The following is a 17,888-nucleotide window of genomic DNA, read 5'->3' as shown; positions in this document are numbered from 1 at the left end:
TGCAGCAGTCGTCTCCGGCCCAGACTGCTCAGCACATTCTCCCGCGCCGGCGAGGGCAGGCCACTGAACGCCGGATCGGTCGGCTTGCTTTCTCGGGTTAGTCAATCCAGACTACATCTCTGAATTGAAATAGCTTGTATTCGCACAGCGGCGGGAATGCACAGCCAACCCGCCGATTGAGAGCATGTGATGCGTCCGACCGACGTTGCGATCTCCAACTATCGCTCCATTCGGCAGCTCTCGATACCCATCCACCCCTTGTCCGTGTTTGTGGGTGAGAATGGTGTTGGCAAATCCAATCTCTACAAGTCCTTGTCGCTGTTGCGCGACGCGGCGACAGGTCGAATTACGCGCACGATCGCAGAAGAGGGCGGATTAAATTCGGTCTGCTGGTCCGGCCTTCGCAAGCGAGGCGAAGATGGGCGACTGCGTTTGTCCGCCAAATTCGACAGTCTCCGATATTCTATTGAGCTCGGATATCCCAGCCCGGTTGAGGCGGCATTTTCCGGCGAGCCAATGATCAAGGCTGAAAGTATCGAGACGACACAGGGCAAACGTAAGGTTCAGCTGTTGGAGCGGACGAATTCACTCGTCAGCGTCCGCGGCGAGAGCGGCGCCTGGAATAGCCACAAGGATGCGGTGCTGCCGTCAGAGACGGCGCTTGCGGCTTTTTCCGATGGCAAGGAATGTCCCGAAATCGACCTGATCAGAAACGCGATGCTGGGCTGGCGATTCTATCATGACTTTCGCACCGATCCGGCGTCACCGATACGAAAGCCATGTCTGGCGATCACGACGCCCTCGCTCAGTGCCGATGGAACCGATTTGGCTGCCGCCCTGGCGACGCTCTATTCCATTCGGGAAGATGCCACTGACTTGCAGGACGCGATTCAGGATGCGTTCCCCGGCGCTGAGCTCCGCGCATGGGAAGAAAATGGTCGGTGTGAATTTGATCTGCAGCTGTCGGATATGCCGCGGCCGTTCAAGGCTCACGAATTGTCCGATGGGACGCTGAAATACATCTGCCTGCTCGCAGTATTCATGGGCTATCGGCTGCCGCCGTTCATCGCGCTAAACGAACCCGAGACCAGTCTGCATCCGTCGCTGCTGGCGCCATTGGCCCGGCTGATCGCCAAGGCATCACGCCGCGCCGACATCTGGATTGTCACCCATTCGGAACAGCTGATGGAGGCATTGCGAAGCGAGAGTTCGGTGCCGCCTCGCCGGGTGATCAAGCCGAAAGGCGCCACGACCATCGAGGGTCTGACCATTGTCGGTGAATATCGGGACGAGGAATCCGACGAGGACGATTCTAGTCGTTGCAGGTCGAGCCGTCGTGCCGCTAGCCCGTCCGCTTCAATATGTTGATCAACTCGCCGTGCACGAACTCGTTTCCGCACACCACATTGCCGGTCTGCAGGGATCGTCGCTGCCCTGAACGCCCGACACCGTCCCGCCCGCCTCGCGCACCATCAGCATGCCGGCGGCGATGTCCCAGGATTGCAGGTTGCGCTCCCAGTAGCCGTCGAGGCGGCCGGCGGCGACGAAGGCGAGGTCGAGGGAGGCGGCGCCGAAGCGGCGCAGGCCGGCGACGCGGTCCTGGATCGCGGTCATTTCGCGGCGGAATTCCTCGTGGTCGCCGCGGCCGAGATGGGGCAGGCCGCAGGCCACCACGCATTCGTTGAGTTGGCGCCGGCCGGCCACGCGCAGCCGCTGGTCGTTGAGGAAGACGCCCTTGCCGCGCTCGGCGATGTAGAGCTCGTCATTGGCGGGGTTGTAGATCACGCCGGCGATGACGGTGCCCTCGCGCACGAGGCCGATCGAGATCGCGAATTGCGGGATGCCGTGCAGGAAGTTGGTGGTGCCGTCGAGTGGGTCGACGATCCAGGTGTGGCTCTTGTCGGAGCCCTCCCGCGTGCCGCCTTCCTCGCCGATGAAGCCGTAACCCGGCCGCGCCTTGGCGAGGTCCTGGTAGAGGATTTCTTCGGCGCGCTTGTCGGCGAGCGAGACGAAGTTGGCCGGCCCCTTCAGCGAGACTTGCAAATGCTCGATCTCGCCGAGATCGCGCTTGAGGCTGCGGCCGGCGCGGCGCGCGGCTTTGACCATGACGTTGATAGTAGCGGAATACAGCATGAGCTCTGGTCTTGATCGGGGGGAGGAGGCGCGGAACGGCGCCATTTGAGGGGATTGGGTGCCCCGCGAGGGACCAAACGTCAAGTCATTCAGGTCATTGCAGGGCATTTGGCGTCAGGTCATTTGTTCCCGAGCCATTTTTTGGCGGCGGCTTCCGCCTTGGCGCGGTCGTCGGCAGGCAGATCGGCCAGTTGCTTGTCGAGCTCCGGATCGCCCTTGCCGGAGGTTTTGGCCACCAGATGCCATTTGAATCCTTCGATCTTGTCCACGGACGTGCCCATGCCGTTGATCAGGACCCAGGCGAGGCGGTTCTGCGCGATCGCGCTGCCCTGGCGGGAGGCCTTGCGCAGCAATGCCACGGCCGCGGGCTGGTTCTTCGGCGTGCCGGTGCCGTTGAACATGGCGATGGCATATTCAACCTCGGCATCGACATTGTCGGCGAGTGACGCTGCCTGCAGCAGCCGCACCGACCGTTCGGGGTCCTTCGGCACGCCGGTGCCTTCCTTGTAGAACGTCGCGAGTGCGTATTGCGCCTCGGGCAGCCCGGCATCTGCCGCCTGGCGCAACAGCTCGGCGGCTCGCTTGACGTCCTGCGGCAGGGTCTGGCCATCGAGATAAAGCAGGGCGAGGTTGTAGGCCGCCTTGGGCTCGCCGAGCTTGGCGGCGGAGGCCATCAGCTTGACCGCCTCGCCCTTGTCGACGGGGCCGCCCCGGCCGGCGATGCGCAGCATGGCGAGCGCGAACATCGCCTCGCGGTCGCCGGCATCGGAGGCGCGCTTGTACCATTCGATCGCCTTGGCGTAGTCGCGCCTGATGCCCATGGCGTTGGAATAGAGCTCGCCCAGCATGGTCATGGCCTTGGCATCGCCGGTCTTGGCGCGCGCGCTGGCGAGGTCGAAAGCGGTCTTGTACTGGCCGCGCTGATAGGCGCCGAACACCAGGTCGACGTTGGAATTGTCGGTCGCCGGCGCGGGGATCACGGTTGGCGGTAGCGTCGGGCTCGGCGAGGCCGACGGTTTCGGCGCCGGTGCGGCCTCCTTCTTCCTGGTGATCGTGTGCGGCGCGACCTTGGCTTTTCCTTGGCCGTTTCCTTTGCCGTCTCCTTGGGCTTCTGCTTTTCGGGCGCAGGGCTCGGGATCGTGCCCGGCGGCGTGATCTGGAGCTGCGCGGCCGCAGGCGCCGCCAGCAGCAACGTGGTGAGAAGCGTGATGCGCGGGAGCGTCATGGCGGGCGCTAGCCGTGGCCCATGGCAACAGCCGTGAAGGCCTGCTTGATTGCGGCGTCGGCCTCGATCAGCGCGGCCTTCGGTCCGCGCGAATCCGCCCAGACGAGATCACCGACCAACACGAAATCGGCGCCGCTGGCGGCGAAGTCGTGGGCTTCCTCGAACGACATTGCGAAGCCGACGCAGGGCGGTTCGAACAACTCAGCCCACCAGTCCAGCCGTTCGGCGATCGCCTGGGCCGATGGTCGCTCGCCTTTCGCATCGGGCTCGCCGAACAGCACGTAGTCCGCACCCATCTCGCCCGCGTTCATGGATTCGTGCCGCGTCTCGAGCCCGCCGACGCCGGCGATGCGATCGGGCTTCAGCGAGGGCATCGCCTCTTCCAGCGCGGCGATGCCGGCGAGATGCGCGCCATCGGCACCGCCGCGTGCGACGATCTCGGGATGGCCGTCGACGAGCAGGGCCGCGCCGGCGTTCTGCACGATCGGCGCCAGCGCCTTGATCCGCGAGATCATGGTGCGCTGGTCGGTCTCCTTCAGCCGCACCAGCACGGCTGCTACATCGACGGCGGCGAGCAGCGCCGGCAACTCCGCGAGGAGCGAGGCGGGATCATCGACAACGGGCGTCGCGAGATAAAGGCGCGGCGCCGGGCGCGGCGGAGGCGATTTGTTCGACAAGATCTAGGCTGCCTTCTTTTCCAGGCTGCTTTGCCATTCGCCTTTGGAGGCGAGGCCATTCATGCGCGCACGATGACTGAATGCATTCTGTCCGGCCGCGACGTTCTCGGCCTTGCCCGACCAGGCCTTCTGCGGCGCGGCCTGCAGCGCGCGGCCGTAGGAGAAGGTCAGGCCCCATGGCAGCGGGCCGAGCTTGTGCATGGCGTTGAGGTGCGCGGTCGCCTCTTCGTCAGACTGGCCGCCGGAGAGGAAGGCGATGCCGGGCACCGCCGCCGGCACGCACGCCTTCAGCAGCCGGATTGTCTTCTCCGCGACCTCCTCGACGGGCGCCTGCGTCGCGCATTTCTTGCCCGAGATCGCCATGTTCGGCTTCAGCACCATGCCTTCGAGCGCGACGCGCTGCACGCGCAATTCCTGGAACGTCTTGTTGAGCACGCGGCTCGTGACCTCATAGCAGCGGTCGATATCGTGATCGCCGTCCATCAGCACCTCCGGCTCGACGATCGGCACGATCTGCGCGGCCTGGCAGAGCGCGGCATAGCGCGCCAGCGCATGGGCATTGACGCTGATCGCGGTCACCGAAGGAATACCACTGCCGATGTCGATCACCGCGCGCCATTTGGCGAAGCGCGCGCCGCGCTCGTAATATTTCTTCAGCCGCTCGGCGAGCTTGTCCAGCCCGACGGTGACTGTTTCGCCCGGGCACATCGGCAGGGCCTGGGTGCCTTCGTCGACCTTGATGCCGGGAATGGCGCCGGTTTGCTCGATCAGCTTGACCAGCGGTGTGCCGTCCTTTGCGTCCTGCCAGATCGTCTCGTCATAGAGGATCACGCCCGAGATGTACTGGCTCATGGCCTCTCCGGCGCGGAACAGCATCTCGCGATAGTCGCGGCGGTTGCTTTCGGTCGATTCCACGCCGATCGCGTCGAACCGCTTCTTGATGGTGCCGGAGGATTCGTCGGCGGCAAGGATGCCCTTGCCGGGTGTGACCATGGCGGTCGCGATTTTGTTAAGCTCAGTCAGATTCATCGAGAGGCCCTCCCAAAACGATTCTGCCCTTGCCTGGGAAAATAGACGGTTCTCGGGCAATTGCCGAGTTAACGTTCGTCGCAGGGTAAAAGGGGTCTCTGTCATTCCGGGATGCGCCGAAAGGCGCAGACCCGGAATCCATAACCCGAGGCTGTGGTTATGGATTCCGGGCCCACGCTTCGCGTGTCCCGGAATGACGGGAGCGTGGGTTTACACCACCGCGCGATCGCTACGCGACGCGGGGATCGAGCTCGCCCTTGGCGTAGCGCTTGGCCATCTCGGCGGGGGTCAGGATCTTCTTGAACTTGGAGGCCTGGCCTGCGGTGTTGAACTCCTGGAGCCGCTGCTTGCACAGCTTGGTCATGGCCTCCATCGCGGGCTTCAGATATTTGCGCGGATCGAACTCTTCCGGATTGTCCTTGAGGACCTTGCGGATCTGGCCGGTCATGGCCATGCGGTTGTCGGTGTCGATGTTGATCTTGCGCACGCCGTGCTTGATGCCGCGCTGGATCTCGGCAACCGGCACGCCCCAGGTCGGCTTCATCTTGCCGCCATAGGCGTTGATGATGTCCTGGAGCTCCTGCGGCACCGAGGAGGAGCCGTGCATCACGAGATGCGTGTTCGGCAGCTTGCGGTGGATCTCCTCGATCACGTTCATGGCGAGGATGTCGCCATCAGGCTTGCGGGTGAATTTGTACGCGCCGTGAGAAGTGCCCATCGCGATCGCGAGCGCGTCGACCTTGGTCTCCTGGACGAACTTCACGGCTTCGTCCGGGTTGGTCAGGAGCTGGTCGTGGCTCAGCTTGCCTTCGGCGCCGTGGCCGTCTTCCTTGTCACCCATGCCGGTCTCGAGCGAGCCGAGCACGCCGAGCTCGCCCTCGACCGAGATGCCGCCGAGATGGGCCATGTCGGTCACGGTCTTGGTGACGCCGACATTGTAGGTCCAGTCGCCGGGGGTCTTGCCGTCGGCCTTGAGCGAGCCGTCCATCATCACCGAGGTGAAGCCGGCCTGGATCGCGGTCATGCAGGTCGCGGCCTCGTTGCCGTGGTCGAGATGCACGCAGACCGGGATGTGCGGGTAGATCTCGGTGACCGCGTCCATCATGTGCTTGAGCATGACGTCGTTGGCGTAGGAGCGCGCGCCGCGCGAGGCCTGGATGATGACGGGTGCGTCGACCTGGTTGGCCGCGTCCATGATCGCCAGCGCCTGCTCCATGTTGTTGATGTTGAAGGCCGGTACGCCGTAATCGTTCTCAGCCGCATGGTCGAGCAATTGACGCAACGTGATCCGAGCCATCTGTCTTTCTCTCCGTTCGGGCCTAACGGCCGCTTGTTTCTTGCAGTCTGATTACTTGATGCGCAGAACTTCGACGCCGGGCAGGGGCTTGCCCTCCATCCATTCAAGAAATGCGCCACCGGCGGTCGAGACATAGCTGAACTGACCGGCCACATGGGCCTGGTTGAGAGCCGCGACGGTGTCGCCGCCGCCCGCGATCGAGATCAGCTTCTTCGCCTTGGTACGCTGGGCGGCGTGCTTGGCGGCCGCGACCGTGCCGCGGTCGAACGGCTGCATCTCGAAGGCGCCGAGCGGGCCATTCCAGACCAGCGTCGCGGCGTCGTCGATGGCGGCGTGGATGCGCGCGATCGATTGCGGGCCGACGTCGAGGATCATGCCGTCGGCCGGGATCGCATCGAGCCCGTAGGCATGTGAGGGTGCGTTGGCGGCGAAGTGATAGGCGACGGTGGCATCGACGGGGAGGATGATGGCGCAGTTGGCGGCGTCCGCCTTCTCCATGATGCGCAGCGCCGTGGGCGCGAGATCCTTCTCGGCCAGCGACTTGCCGATTCCGACGCCCTGTGCGTGCAGGAAGGTGTTGGCCATGCCGCCGCCGATCACGAGCGCGTCGACCTTGCTGACGAGGTTTTCGAGCAAATCGATCTTGGTTGAGACCTTTGCGCCGCCGATGATCGCGATGACAGGTTTGGTCGGCGAACCCAGCGCCTTCTCCAGCGCGTCGAGCTCGGCTTGCATGGTACGGCCGGCATAGGCCGGCAGCTTGTGGCCGAGGCCTTCGGTCGAAGCATGGGCGCGGTGCGCCGCGGAGAACGCGTCGCTGACCCAGATGTCGCCGAGCTTTGCGAGCTCCGCGACGAAGGCAGGATCGTTCGTCTCTTCCTCTTTGTGGAAGCGGGTGTTTTCGAGACAGAGGATGTCGCCATCCTTCATTCTGGCCACGGCGGCGGCCGCGGGCTCGCCGATGCAATCCTCGGCGAACGCGACGGGCTTCTTCACGACCTTCGACAGCGCTTCCGCAACGGGCTTGAGCAGATCCTGGGATCGCGCCCCTTCGGCCGGCCGAAATGCGCAAGCAGGATGACCTTGCCACCCTTGTCGGAGATTTCCGTGATGGTCGGCGCGACGCGCTCGAGCCGGGTCGCGTCGCTGACGCGGCCGTTGTCCATGGGCACGTTGAGGTCGACGCGCAGCAGCACGCGCTTGCCCTTCACGTCGACGTCGTCGAGGGTGCGGAATTTGTTCGCCATCGGACGTTCCCTCTTGCCCCGGGCGCGACTAGCGGCGCGAAGCGCTGCTGTGCAGGACCGGGACCCACATTGCAGCGAGTCCCGCAGTTGAATGGGCCCCGGCTCCGCGATGCAGCGTTTCACGCTGCATCGCGTCCGGGACACGTGAGCGGAGCTAGATCACCTTCGCGAACGCGACGGCGGTGTCCGCCATCCGGTTCGAGAAACCCCACTCATTGTCGTACCAGGACATCACGCGCACCAGCGTGCCGTTCTGCACCTTGGTCTGGTCCATGTGGAACGTCGAGGAGTGCGGGTCGTGGTTGAAGTCGATCGAGACGTTCGGCGCGGTGGTGTAGCCGAGAATGCCCTTGAGCTGCTGCTCGGAGGCGCGCTTCATCGCCTCGTTGATTTCCTTCGGGTCGGTGGCGCGCTTGGCGACGATCTTGAGGTCGACGACCGAGACGTTCGGGGTCGGCACGCGGATCGCGACGCCGTCGAGCTTGCCCTTCAGCTCCGGCAGCACGAGGCCGATCGCCTTGGCGGCGCCGGTCGAGGTCGGGATCATCGACATCGCCGCCGCACGTCCGCGGTAGAGATCCTTATGCATGGTGTCGAGCGTCGGCTGGTCGCCGGTGTAGGCGTGGATCGTGGTCATGAAGCCGGTCTCGATGCCGACGAGGTCGTTCAGCACCTTGGCGACCGGCGCGAGGCAGTTGGTGGTGCACGAGCCGTTCGAGATCACCATGTGGTCCCTGGTCAGGGTGTCGTGGTTGACGCCGTAGACGATGGTGGCATCGGCGCCCTCGGCCGGCGCGGAGACCAGCACGCGCTTAGCGCCGGCGGTCAGATGCGCCGAGGCCTTGTCCTTCGCGGTGAAGATGCCGGTGCATTCCATCGCGATGTCGACGCCGAGATCCTTCCAGGGCAGCTTGGACGGATCGCGCTCGGCGGTCACCTTGATCTTGCCATTGCCGAGGCTGATCGAGTCGCCATCGACGGTCACGATGCCGGGGAAGCGGCCATGGACGCTGTCGAAGCGGAGGAGATGGGCGTTGGTCTCGACCGGGCCGAGGTCGTTGATGCCGACGACCTCGATGTCCTTGCGGCCGGACTCGGCGATAGCCCGCAGGATGTTGCGGCCGATGCGGCCAAAACCGTTAATTCCGACGCGGACTGCCATGTTTCGTCTCCTTCAATGACCGTTGTCATCCCGCACAACGCGCTCTCCGCGCCTGCGAGGGTTTTTTAGGGGCGGACGCCCGGTTCAGCCGGGCGGTGCTTGATCATATGATGGATTAACTAGTCCTTTTTCTCGGCAAGCTCAACTCTCAGGAAATGCGTTTCAGCACGGCGTTAACCGCGGCCTCGGCGGTAATGCCGAAATGCTGGAAGACCTTGTTGAGAGGGGCGCTGGCGCCGAAAGAGTGCATGCCGACAAATTCGCCATCCTGGCCGATCACGGCGTCCCAGCCCCAGCGCACCGCGGCCTCGATCGCGACCTTCACCGGCGCGTTGCCGATGATCGCGTCACGGCGCTCCTTTGGTTGCGCTAGCAAGAGCTCCAGCGAGGGCACCGACACCACCCGTGTCGGAATGCCGCGCTCGGCGAGCTGCTTCTGGGCCGCGACTGCCATCTCGACTTCGGAACCCGAAGCGAACAGCGTCGCCTTGGCTTCGCCTTGAGCCGCAATCAGTTCGTAGGCGCCGTACTGGCAGGGATTTTCATTCGCACTGGTGCGCAGTTGCGGCAGGTTCTGTCGCGTCAGCGCCAGCACGGTCGGGCCGTCGATGCGGTTGAGAGCCAGTTCCCAGCACTCGGCGACCTCGATGGCGTCGCAGGGACGGAATACGCGCATGTTGGGAATTGCCCGAAGCGCGGAGAGATGCTCGACCGGCTGGTGGGTCGGGCCGTCCTCGCCAAGGCCGATGGAATCGTGCGTCATCACATAGACGACACCGGTCCCCATCAGCGCCGCAAGGCGCATGGCCGGACGCGCATAGTCCGTGAACACCAGGAACGTCGCGCCGTTCGGCGCAAATCCGCCGTGCAGGAAGATGCCGTTCATCGCGGCGCACATGCCGTGCTCGCGGATGCCGTAATGGATGAAGCGCCCCTTCGGCGTCTTGGCCGAGAAGGCGGTGGCCGACTTCGCCTTGTTGTTGTTGGAGCCGGTGAGATCGGCCGAGCCTGCCAGGAATTCCATCGGCATGGCGCCGGCGATCACCTCTATCACCGCTTCGGAGGATTTGCGGGTCGCTGCCGTCATCGGCTTGTCGAGCAGCTCTTTCTTGTAGGCTTTGAATGCCTTCGCGAGCGAAGCGGGCCGCTCGTGCCGGAGACGGCGCTCGAACTCCGCGCGCTTGCGGCTGCCGAGCTCACCGAGCCGTCCCTCCCATTCCTGCCGTGCGGCCGCGCCGCGGCTGCCTGCCGTGCGCCAGGCCTTCAGCACATCGTCGGGGACGGAGAACGGCTCGAGCGAGATGCCGAGATTTTCCTTGGCCGCCTTGAGCTCGTCGGCGCCGAGCGCTTCGCCGTGCGCCTTGGCGGTGCCGGCCTTGTGCGGAGCGCCGAAGCCGATCGTGGTGCGGCACGCGATCAGCGTCGGCTTGCTGGACTTCTGCGCGCGGGTGATCGCAGCGGCGATCGCGGCCTGATCCTGGCCGTCGATCTTCTCGGCCGCCCAGCCGCATGCCTTGAAGCGCTTCACCTGGTCGACGGAATCGGCGATCGAGGTCGGGCCGTCGATCGAGATGCCGTTGTCGTCGTAGAGCACGATCAGCTTGTTCAGCTTCCAGTGCCCGGCCATCGCGATCGCTTCCTGCGAGACGCCTTCCATCAGGTCGCCGTCGGAGGCGATCACGTAGGTATGGTGGTCGACGATCTTCTTGCCGAACTCGGCCGCGAGCATTTTCTCGGCGAGCGCCATGCCGACCGCGGTCGAAATGCCCTGGCCGAGCGGACCCGTCGTGGTCTCGATGCCCTTGGTGTGGCCGTGTTCGGGATGCCCGGGCGTCAACGATCCCAGCTGCCGGAAGTTCTTGAGCTGGTCGATCGTCATCTCGGAGCTGCCGGTGAGATAGAGCAGCGCATAGAGCAACATCGAGCCGTGGCCGGCCGAGAGCACGAAGCGGTCGCGGTCGGGCCAGGTGGGAGCGGCGGCGTCGAATTTCAGGAATTGCGTGAACAGCACCGTGGCCATGTCGGCGGCGCCCATCGGCAGGCCCGGATGACCTGACTTCGCCTTCTCGACCGCGTCCATCGCGAGGCCGCGAATTGCGTTGGCCATACGGGTGTGATCGACCTGCGTCATGTCTGAAATCCGTCTGAAATGAGGCGCTTGGCGAGGTGTACGCCCGCGCGGAAAGGAGCCTTTCGGCCACGAAAGGTGGGGCTGGGATAGCATCTCGGTTCCGGCAGGCCAAGGCAGTCAAACGCCGGTTTGGCCGTAAAAGTTGCTTACGGCATGATCCGGACCCGAAGGGCCGCGTTAGCGCAAAGTGGAGAGCCGGTTTTCCGACAAGATCATGCTTATGAGGAACTGCTGGATCGGAATGAACTCGCATCCCGATCTAGCAGTGCATAGTTTCGCGGCGGCGTTGCGCTCGGCTGGCTTGCCACGTAAATTTCTGCTTCTAACCGCTTGCCGAACCGAGTCTTTTGCCGGACGGCAAGCTCCCAGGTAATGGCCACGGGTCAAGCCCACAGGTTCCGCCGCTGACTGCATGAACGATCGCGTATCCAACAGCTCTGCCATGACGGAGTCCTCCGCCGTCGAGATCGAGATCGCGACCCGCAGGCTCACGGCGGCGCTCGACGCGCTTGAAAGCGCGGTCGAGCGAAGGCGCGATGCTGACCGCGACGAGAATGAGCTCGCGACGCGAATCCAGGCGCTGGGCGCGGATCGTTCGCGTCTTGCCGACGAGCTCGACGGCGCATTGGTGAAGGCGCGCAAGCTCGAACGCACCAATCGCGAAATCTCCGATCGGCTGGAGTCCGCAATCGTCACGATACGCTCGGTACTTGATACCGGAGAGGACGGATGAGCCACATCAACGTCACCATCAACGCCCGCCAATACCGCATGGCCTGCGAGGAGGGCCAGGAGGTGCGGCTGTTGAAGCTCGCCGAAGGCCTGGAGACGCGAATTCAGTCGTTGCGCGGAAAATTCGGCGAGATCGGCGATGCCAGGCTCACCGTGATGGCGGCGCTGACCGTCTGCGACGAGTTGATCGACGCCGGCAACCGCATCCGCACCATGGAGCAGGAGCTGACCGAACTGCGGGATTTCCGCAACGCCGCCGTCGAGCGCGCCCGGATGACCCAGACCGCCGTCGTCAACGCGCTCAACTCCGCCGCCGAGCGCATCGAGAAGTCGACCCAGGTCCTGAACCGCACCGTCGGCAACGGGATTGCGATCGGGTGAAATGTGATGAGGTTTGATCGGGGCCCCGGGGGCGGTTCACCTCTCCCGTAGGGAGAGGTCGGATCGCATCGTAAGATGCGATCCGGGTGAGGGCTTACGGTCCCACCGAATACTGCGGCCCCTCACCCGGATTGCACCGGACGATGCTTCGCATCGCCGAGCGCAATCCGACCTCTCCCCGCTGGGGAGAGGTGGACACCGAGACCGCTCGCCGGGCTGGCGATTCGTCAGTATCGTTGTTACATTGCGAACGCGAGGCTGCGACGCGCGTCCGGAGCCATATATCCCCGGGGCCTTATCGATCCTTTAGGGAACTGTCCCTGGCCGGGCCCGTGGGCTCGGACATATGGTGCCCACCTACTTTCGTAGGGAACTCCGGGATCGAGTGCTTCAACGGCGTCCGCGGCTTCGCACTTTTGTGTTTGCTTCCGGCTCGTGCCTCTCGAAAATTGCGTCCCCGACACGCTTGCGGTTCAATCCAAGTCTCGGTGTCGTGCCCCGCGAAAGCGGGGCATCCAGTACGCCGCGGCGTCGAAGTTCAAGCGCTGGCGTCTCTGGAATACTGGATCACCCGCCTCCAGTGCGCAAGGGCGCACAAGGCGGGTGATGACGGCAGACAGCTCTGCCTCTGGACCGAAGCACATGACCAACACCAAATCCGAGCTCCGTGCCAAAGCCCTGGCGGCGCGTGATGCGCTGAGCGAGAAGAAGCGCACCGCCGCCGCCGCCAAGCTCGCCAAGCGCGGGTTGCCGTTCAAGCTGCTGCCCGGCAGCATCGTCTCCGGCTACTCGCCGATCCGCAGCGAGATCGATCCGATGCCGCTGCTGAAGCAGCTCGCCGAGGAGGGCGCCAGGCTCGCGCTGCCCTGCGTCACCGCACGCGGCCAGTCGCTGGTCTTTCGCATCTTCCATCCGAACGACCGCCTGATGCTCGGCCCGCTCGGCATTCCCGAGCCGTCGCCGGCCGCCGCCGAGGTCATCCCCGACATCATGCTCACCCCGCTTGCGGCGTTCGATCGTCTCGGCCATCGCATCGGCTACGGTGCGGGGCACTACGACCACACCTTCGCGCACCTCCGCAAGACCAAGCAGATCGTCGGCATCGGGCTCGCTTTTGCCGCGCAGGAGATCAAGGCGGTTCCGGCACTAGCCCACGACGTGGCGCTGGATTATGTGCTAACGGAATCGGACGTGTTCGATTTCCGGAGTTCTGAAGTTGCGCATTCTCTTCGTGGGTGATGTCGTCGGCCGCAGCGGCCGCAACGCCATCGCCGAATATCTGCCCGGCATGGTCAAGGACTGGTCGCTCGATTTCGTCGTCGTCAACGGCGAGAATTCGGCCGGAGGCTTCGGCATCACGGAAGCGATCTATCAGGAATTTCTCGATGCCGGCGCCGACGCGGTGACGCTCGGCAATCACTCCTGGGACCAACGCGAGGCGCTGGTGTTCATCGAGCGCGCCGAGCGCCTGGTGCGGCCGGCGAACTATCCGCGCGGCACGCCCGGCCGTGGTGCCGCCCTGGTCGAGACCAAGAACGGCAGGCATGCGCTCGTCGTCAATGCTTTGGGCCGCGTCTTCATGACCCCGTTCGACGATCCCTTTACAGCACTCGAGCGCGAGCTCGGCGCCTGTCCGCTCGGCGTTGCCGCCGATGCCATTGTCGTCGACTTCCATTGCGAGGCGAGCAGCGAGAAGCAGGGCATCGGCTTCTTCTGCGACGGCCGCGCCAGCCTCGTCGTCGGCACCCACACCCATGTCCCGACCGCCGACCACCAGATTCTATCAGGCGGCACCGCCTACATGACCGATGCCGGCATGACCGGCGATTACGACTCCATCATCGGCATGCAGAAGGAAGAGCCGCTGCGCCGGTTCACCTCGGGAATTCCGTCGGGCCGGTTCGAGCCGGCCGCAGGCGTCGCGACGCTCAGCGGCGTCGCGGTGGAGACCGATGATGCGACCGGCCTCGCGCTACGGATTGCGCCGGTGCGCGTGGGTGGCCGGCTGGAGCCGACGACGCCGAAGTTCTGGTTGAGCTGAATTCTCGGGCGGCATTGTCGGTGCACCCTCGCCCCTTGTGGGAGAGGGTGGCTCGCCGCGTAGCGGCGAGACGGGTGAGGGGTCTCTCCGCGCGCGAGCCTCTCGCATTTGAATTGGCGGAGACAACCCCTCATCCGGCGCTTCGCGCCACCTTCTCCCACAAGGGGAGAAGGGGCGGGGTGCCGCCATCTGCTCCCGCAGCTCCGCCACGTCCTTCGCCGTCCGCTTTGAGCCCCTCACTCCAAACTGCGCCGCGACTTTCATATCTCTGGCGTGAAGGCAAAATGGCCAAAAATCGCAAGTACCTATCGAGGCGTTCGATAGGATGGCCCTCGTTGATCCGCGTGAGGTCCGAAGCTTCCACCTGTTCGAGCAATAATGAGAATCAATTCCAAACTCATCGCTGGACTGCCGATTAAGATGGCTCGCGACTTGATGCGTGAGCTGCACCAGCCTCACCGCACCAACGTGGAGGCTGTGCTTGACTTCCTTAACAATGAGCATTGGCGCAGCACGGTGGATGCCGCTTGCAAGAACAATCCTAAAATCCCTAGTACCCTTCGCCAGCGGTCCGATGCTGATGATCGTAAGCACTATTGCAAGATTTGGGGCTTCAGGTTCAAGCCGGTCAAGGTGGCTGAGGCTCAGCGCATCTTGGCGGAGCTGCTATCAGAAGGCTACCTTGAGCCACATGAACCAGAAGGCGATTGGGACAAGGCTCAATATGAGACCAGCCAGAAAGGTAGGCAGCTTGCGGCAGCGAATCTAACGAAGCGCTTTGATCGCGCAAGGGCGGACAAGGAAGTCTCCGCTCTGATCGACCGCGCTAACGAGATTAACAGGCGAGATGAGCTGGTCTTCTTCGTAAGCAAGATCAGCGCGTTTGGTTCGTACATCGCCGACAGCGATGATCTTGGCGATATAGATCTGGTCGTCGAGACCGTACCGCGTCGAGATAACCACACAGGCGAGTCGCACTACCGTGCCGACAACAGCGGTAAGGTGTTGGATTGGTCATCGAACCTGAACTACGGTCAACGCGAGGTCCTCCGGTTGCTGCGGGCACGCAAGGCTCGTTTGTCGTTCGCTTATGCATCGACGGTTGAGCGACTGAATACTAGGACTCGAGTTCTGTTCGAATGGCATCCCAGCGCAGGGCGCCGCGCCGAGATGGAAGCCTTCGATTGGCGACTACACGAGCCGTTGCGGCAGGTAAGCGAATGGCTAGCATCCAATCCCGGGATAATGCCGACCCGATCGAGATTGCGCGCTGGTGTCAGGATTTTGCTGCCATATTGTCGAAACCTCGGTCGCACCAACTGTTTCGCGACTGGAGCGAAAATGCCGCATACGATCTTTTGTCCTACTGGGGCAGGACAGCTTCCGAGGCTGCCGCCGAGAAGGCGTATAGAATGGAATGGGAGAAGTACCGCGAGCGCGTCAGCTACTACATCACTGAATACTACGAAAGATCGGTCAACACTCTGATCGAGTTGGATATCTACGCGAATTTCGCGAGAGACGCGGACGAAATGCATGCTGCAATCCTGATCGCCAAGCGCTCACGATGGAATTTGGTGAAAGTCAGAGGCGGATCGATCTCGCCGCTGCAACAGCGTATCGGCGAAATGGAAGGGGATGAATCAAACCACGCATGGGCCTCTCGCATTTGAATTCGCGGAGACAACCCTCATCCGGCGCTTCGCGCCACCTTCTCCCACAAGGGGAGAAGGTGCGGCGGTGTTTGAGGCGATACCTACTCGGCAGTCTGCTCTCTTAACTCCGCGACGTCCTTCGTCGTCAGCTTCGATCCCTTCGCACCGAACCGCGCCGTCGCGTAGTTCGCCACCGCCGCGATCTCGTCGTCGCAATAGGCATTGCCGAACCCCGGCATCGACAGCGCGCCGTCGGGGGTGTGGCGCTTGGTGCCTGACAGCACGATCTGCGCGACGTTGGTGGCGGCGGCGTCGTTGACGACCCAGGTGCCGGTGTGCGTCGCAATCGGCGACACCGGGCTCTCGCCGCTCCAGCGCAAAACCGTGCGAAGACGGAAGTCGTGCGATCGTGAAAGTCGGGTGAGGGCGAGCACGGTGCGCGTCTGAAGGAATCAGCCCCAACGACGCAAAAGCCAACGTGCGCGATGATCCCATCGTGCGCCTGTTTTGCCCGACGGGTCAACGGCTACATCGCGCGTCTGCTCGACATCTCCCGCTTGCTTGCGGGAGAGCTCGCGCCCCTTCTCCTTGGCAACCAGCCAAGCCTCATTTCGTCCCGCCAAGCCATTAATTCCGCGCAGCCCCGCTACTGTGCATGGGGTTGTTTTCGAGGTCTTTGATTCAGCCCTGCCGAAAACCCATCCGGAACGTGCCCCAGTGCTTGCCGCGGACCATGATCGGCGAGGACAGGTCCTTCATCAGCACGAACTGGCCGCCGCCCATGTCACGGCGATAGGTCTGCAGCAGGAAGGGCTTTGTGTTGGCCGCGACCTTCTTCACCGCGCGATCGGTGAACAGGCGGCGGTTGCGGCAATTGGCGTTGTTCCAGACCGGGTCCTTGCCTTGCGGCAGCCGGTAGTTCGGATTGTGCGTCGGCAGATAGCCGCTCCTCGCCCAGGCGACGCAGAACACGATGCGGGGATCGGACTTCTGGATCGGATCCTGGATCGCCGGCAGCACGCGGTCGGTGAAGTCGACATATTTGGTGAGATACTGCTTGGGATCGGTGCCGGGGACTTCCCGGTAGTTCTCGTCCATGAGCTGCGCGAGCGTGATCTCGCCGCGATCGAGCGCGGCCTCGAACTCGGCCGAGATCCGCCTGGCGGTGTCGACGACGACACGGATCAGCGGCGCATCCGACGTCTCCACGCCGCTGTCGGCGATCAGTGCGATCAGCCCCTCGGAGGTGTCGAGCAGCTTCGTGACGCGCTGGTCGGCGCTCCCGAGATCGCGCGAGGACAGGTCGACGCCCTTGGCGAGCTCGTTGAGCTCGTTGATGACGGTGTCGCAATGGCCGAGATTGGAGGTCGCGGCGCGCGTGACGCTGTCGATCTCGGCTTCCACCGAGGCAAAGCCCTGCTGGACGCGCGAGATGATGCCGGAGATCTGCTGGGCGCCTTCGCCCGCAGTCTTGGCGCGCTGCGAGGCATCGCTGCTCTCGCTGATCAGGCCTTCGATCTGGCCGTCGAGATCGCGCACGGTGTCGGAGATCTGGTGCGTGGCCTGCCGGGTGGCCTCCGCGAGGTTCTTGACCTCGCTTGCGACCACGGCAAACCCGCGTCCGGCATTGCCGGCCCGCGCGGCCTCGATCGTCGCGTTGAGCGCAAGCAGATTGGTCTGCTTGGCGATCGCCTCGATCGAGCCGGAAACCTTTGCGACTTGCGCCAGCGCCGAGCCGACGGCGCTTAAGCGCGCCTCGATCCGCTCCACCGCCGCGACGAGCTCGGAGATATGGCTGACCGCGGTGTCGACCGCCCCGCGCGACTGCGCGATCTCGCCGACCGCCGCCGACGCGGTCGATTGCACCGCCTGCGAGGCGTTGGCGATGTCGTGGTTGGCCGACACCATGGTCTCAGCCGTCTTCTGCAGGTGATGGAAGCGCTCCGACTGATTGGCGACGCGGTGGGCGACCTCCTGGACGTTGCCGGCGATGTCGGCAAGCTCGACGCCGAGGCCGCCGATGCGGTCGGCGAGCTGGTCGATCAGCCGCTCGGCGAGGGTCCGGCTGGATCCAGTGTCCATGACTGCAAGCTGGGCGAGGGACATGTACGGGGCTTTCTCCAGTCAGAGCCGTTGATCGGCTCTCCGCGGCATTCCCATTCCAACCTCACTTAAAGA

The 17,888-nt window shown here is 64.0% G+C and carries 12 protein-coding genes, 1 other RNA gene and 4 pseudogenes; 7 read left to right on the top strand and 10 right to left on the bottom strand.

The window, feature by feature from the left end:
* Window positions 1-189: 189 nt before the first annotated feature.
* On the top strand, window positions 190-1,368 hold the full coding sequence (locus ACTGJ9_RS00265; protein WP_456675447.1) for an AAA family ATPase: 1,179 nt from the start codon (window positions 190-192) through the stop codon (window positions 1,366-1,368).
* Here ACTGJ9_RS00265 and ACTGJ9_RS00260 read toward each other — a convergent pair.
* The 8 genes and pseudogenes from ACTGJ9_RS00260 to tkt form a co-directional block, all read right to left on the bottom strand.
* A pseudogene (locus tag ACTGJ9_RS00260) lies at window positions 1,343-2,133 on the bottom strand (inositol monophosphatase family protein). The gene ACTGJ9_RS00265 and the pseudogene ACTGJ9_RS00260 sit on opposite strands and share 26 nt — an antisense overlap.
* A 119-nt stretch (window positions 2,134-2,252) precedes the next feature.
* Window positions 2,253-3,358: pseudogene (locus ACTGJ9_RS00255) on the bottom strand (tetratricopeptide repeat protein).
* Between the two features lie 8 nt (window positions 3,359-3,366).
* Entirely contained in the window at window positions 3,367-4,035 is a 669-nt protein-coding gene (locus ACTGJ9_RS00250; RefSeq protein WP_456675446.1) for a thiamine phosphate synthase, read from the bottom strand.
* Between the two features lie 3 nt (window positions 4,036-4,038).
* The gene (locus ACTGJ9_RS00245) at window positions 4,039-5,064 is read right to left on the bottom strand and encodes a class I fructose-bisphosphate aldolase (protein WP_456675445.1); all 1,026 of its coding nucleotides are present in this window, start codon (window positions 5,062-5,064) and stop codon (window positions 4,039-4,041) included.
* A gap of 229 nt (window positions 5,065-5,293) precedes the next feature.
* A complete protein-coding gene (gene fba / locus ACTGJ9_RS00240; RefSeq protein WP_456675444.1) occupies window positions 5,294-6,361 on the bottom strand; it encodes a class II fructose-bisphosphate aldolase in 1,068 nt (355 codons plus the stop codon).
* A 51-nt stretch (window positions 6,362-6,412) separates the two neighbouring features.
* Window positions 6,413-7,608, bottom strand: a pseudogene (locus ACTGJ9_RS00235) (phosphoglycerate kinase).
* 154 nt (window positions 7,609-7,762) lie between these two features.
* The gene (gene gap, locus ACTGJ9_RS00230; RefSeq protein WP_456675443.1) at window positions 7,763-8,770 is read right to left on the bottom strand and encodes a type I glyceraldehyde-3-phosphate dehydrogenase; all 1,008 of its coding nucleotides are present in this window, start codon (window positions 8,768-8,770) and stop codon (window positions 7,763-7,765) included.
* A gap of 148 nt (window positions 8,771-8,918) precedes the next feature.
* Window positions 8,919-10,901: a transketolase gene (tkt, locus tag ACTGJ9_RS00225; protein WP_456675442.1), complete on the bottom strand. Its 1,983-nt coding sequence runs from the start codon at window positions 10,899-10,901 to the stop codon at window positions 8,919-8,921.
* Between the two features lie 412 nt (window positions 10,902-11,313).
* Here tkt and ACTGJ9_RS00220 point away from each other — a divergent pair, with 412 nt between their 5' ends.
* From ACTGJ9_RS00220 to ACTGJ9_RS00195, 6 genes are all read left to right on the top strand, one after another.
* Window positions 11,314-11,634, top strand: coding sequence for a DUF4164 domain-containing protein (locus tag ACTGJ9_RS00220; protein WP_456675441.1), 321 nt, complete (start codon window positions 11,314-11,316; stop codon window positions 11,632-11,634).
* Entirely contained in the window at window positions 11,631-12,014 is a 384-nt protein-coding gene (locus ACTGJ9_RS00215) for a cell division protein ZapA (RefSeq protein WP_456675440.1), read from the top strand. Before ACTGJ9_RS00220 ends, ACTGJ9_RS00215 begins: the two co-directional genes overlap by 4 nt.
* Window positions 12,015-12,266: 252 nt before the next feature.
* Window positions 12,267-12,427, top strand: a non-coding RNA gene (gene ssrS / locus ACTGJ9_RS00210) — 6S RNA.
* 229 nt (window positions 12,428-12,656) lie between these two features.
* The gene (locus ACTGJ9_RS00205) at window positions 12,657-13,253 is read left to right on the top strand and encodes a 5-formyltetrahydrofolate cyclo-ligase (protein ID WP_456675439.1); all 597 of its coding nucleotides are present in this window, start codon (window positions 12,657-12,659) and stop codon (window positions 13,251-13,253) included.
* On the top strand, window positions 13,231-14,055 hold the full coding sequence (locus ACTGJ9_RS00200) for a TIGR00282 family metallophosphoesterase (protein ID WP_456675438.1): 825 nt from the start codon (window positions 13,231-13,233) through the stop codon (window positions 14,053-14,055). The genes ACTGJ9_RS00205 and ACTGJ9_RS00200 overlap by 23 nt, the downstream gene beginning before the upstream one ends.
* Window positions 14,056-15,275: 1,220 nt before the next feature.
* Window positions 15,276-15,728 (top strand): hypothetical protein, encoded by a 453-nt coding sequence (locus ACTGJ9_RS00195; RefSeq protein WP_456675437.1) that lies wholly within the window; start codon window positions 15,276-15,278, stop codon window positions 15,726-15,728.
* An 83-nt stretch (window positions 15,729-15,811) separates the two neighbouring features.
* Here the strand turns inward: ACTGJ9_RS00195 and ACTGJ9_RS00190 are convergent.
* Window positions 15,812-16,084: pseudogene (locus ACTGJ9_RS00190) on the bottom strand (cytochrome c); the annotation flags it as partial.
* 307 nt (window positions 16,085-16,391) lie between these two features.
* Window positions 16,392-17,816, bottom strand: a complete 1,425-nt coding sequence (locus ACTGJ9_RS00185) for a methyl-accepting chemotaxis protein (RefSeq protein WP_456675436.1) — start codon at window positions 17,814-17,816, stop codon at window positions 16,392-16,394.
* Between the last annotated feature and the right edge of the window lie 72 nt (window positions 17,817-17,888).

The sequence above is a fragment of the Bradyrhizobium sp. RDM12 genome (genome assembly GCF_051917485.1).
In the GTDB taxonomy this organism is placed as follows: Bacteria; Pseudomonadota; Alphaproteobacteria; order Rhizobiales; family Xanthobacteraceae; genus Bradyrhizobium.
Note: the sequence above shows the minus strand (reverse complement) of the source record. Positions and strands in the feature narration are given on the sequence as shown.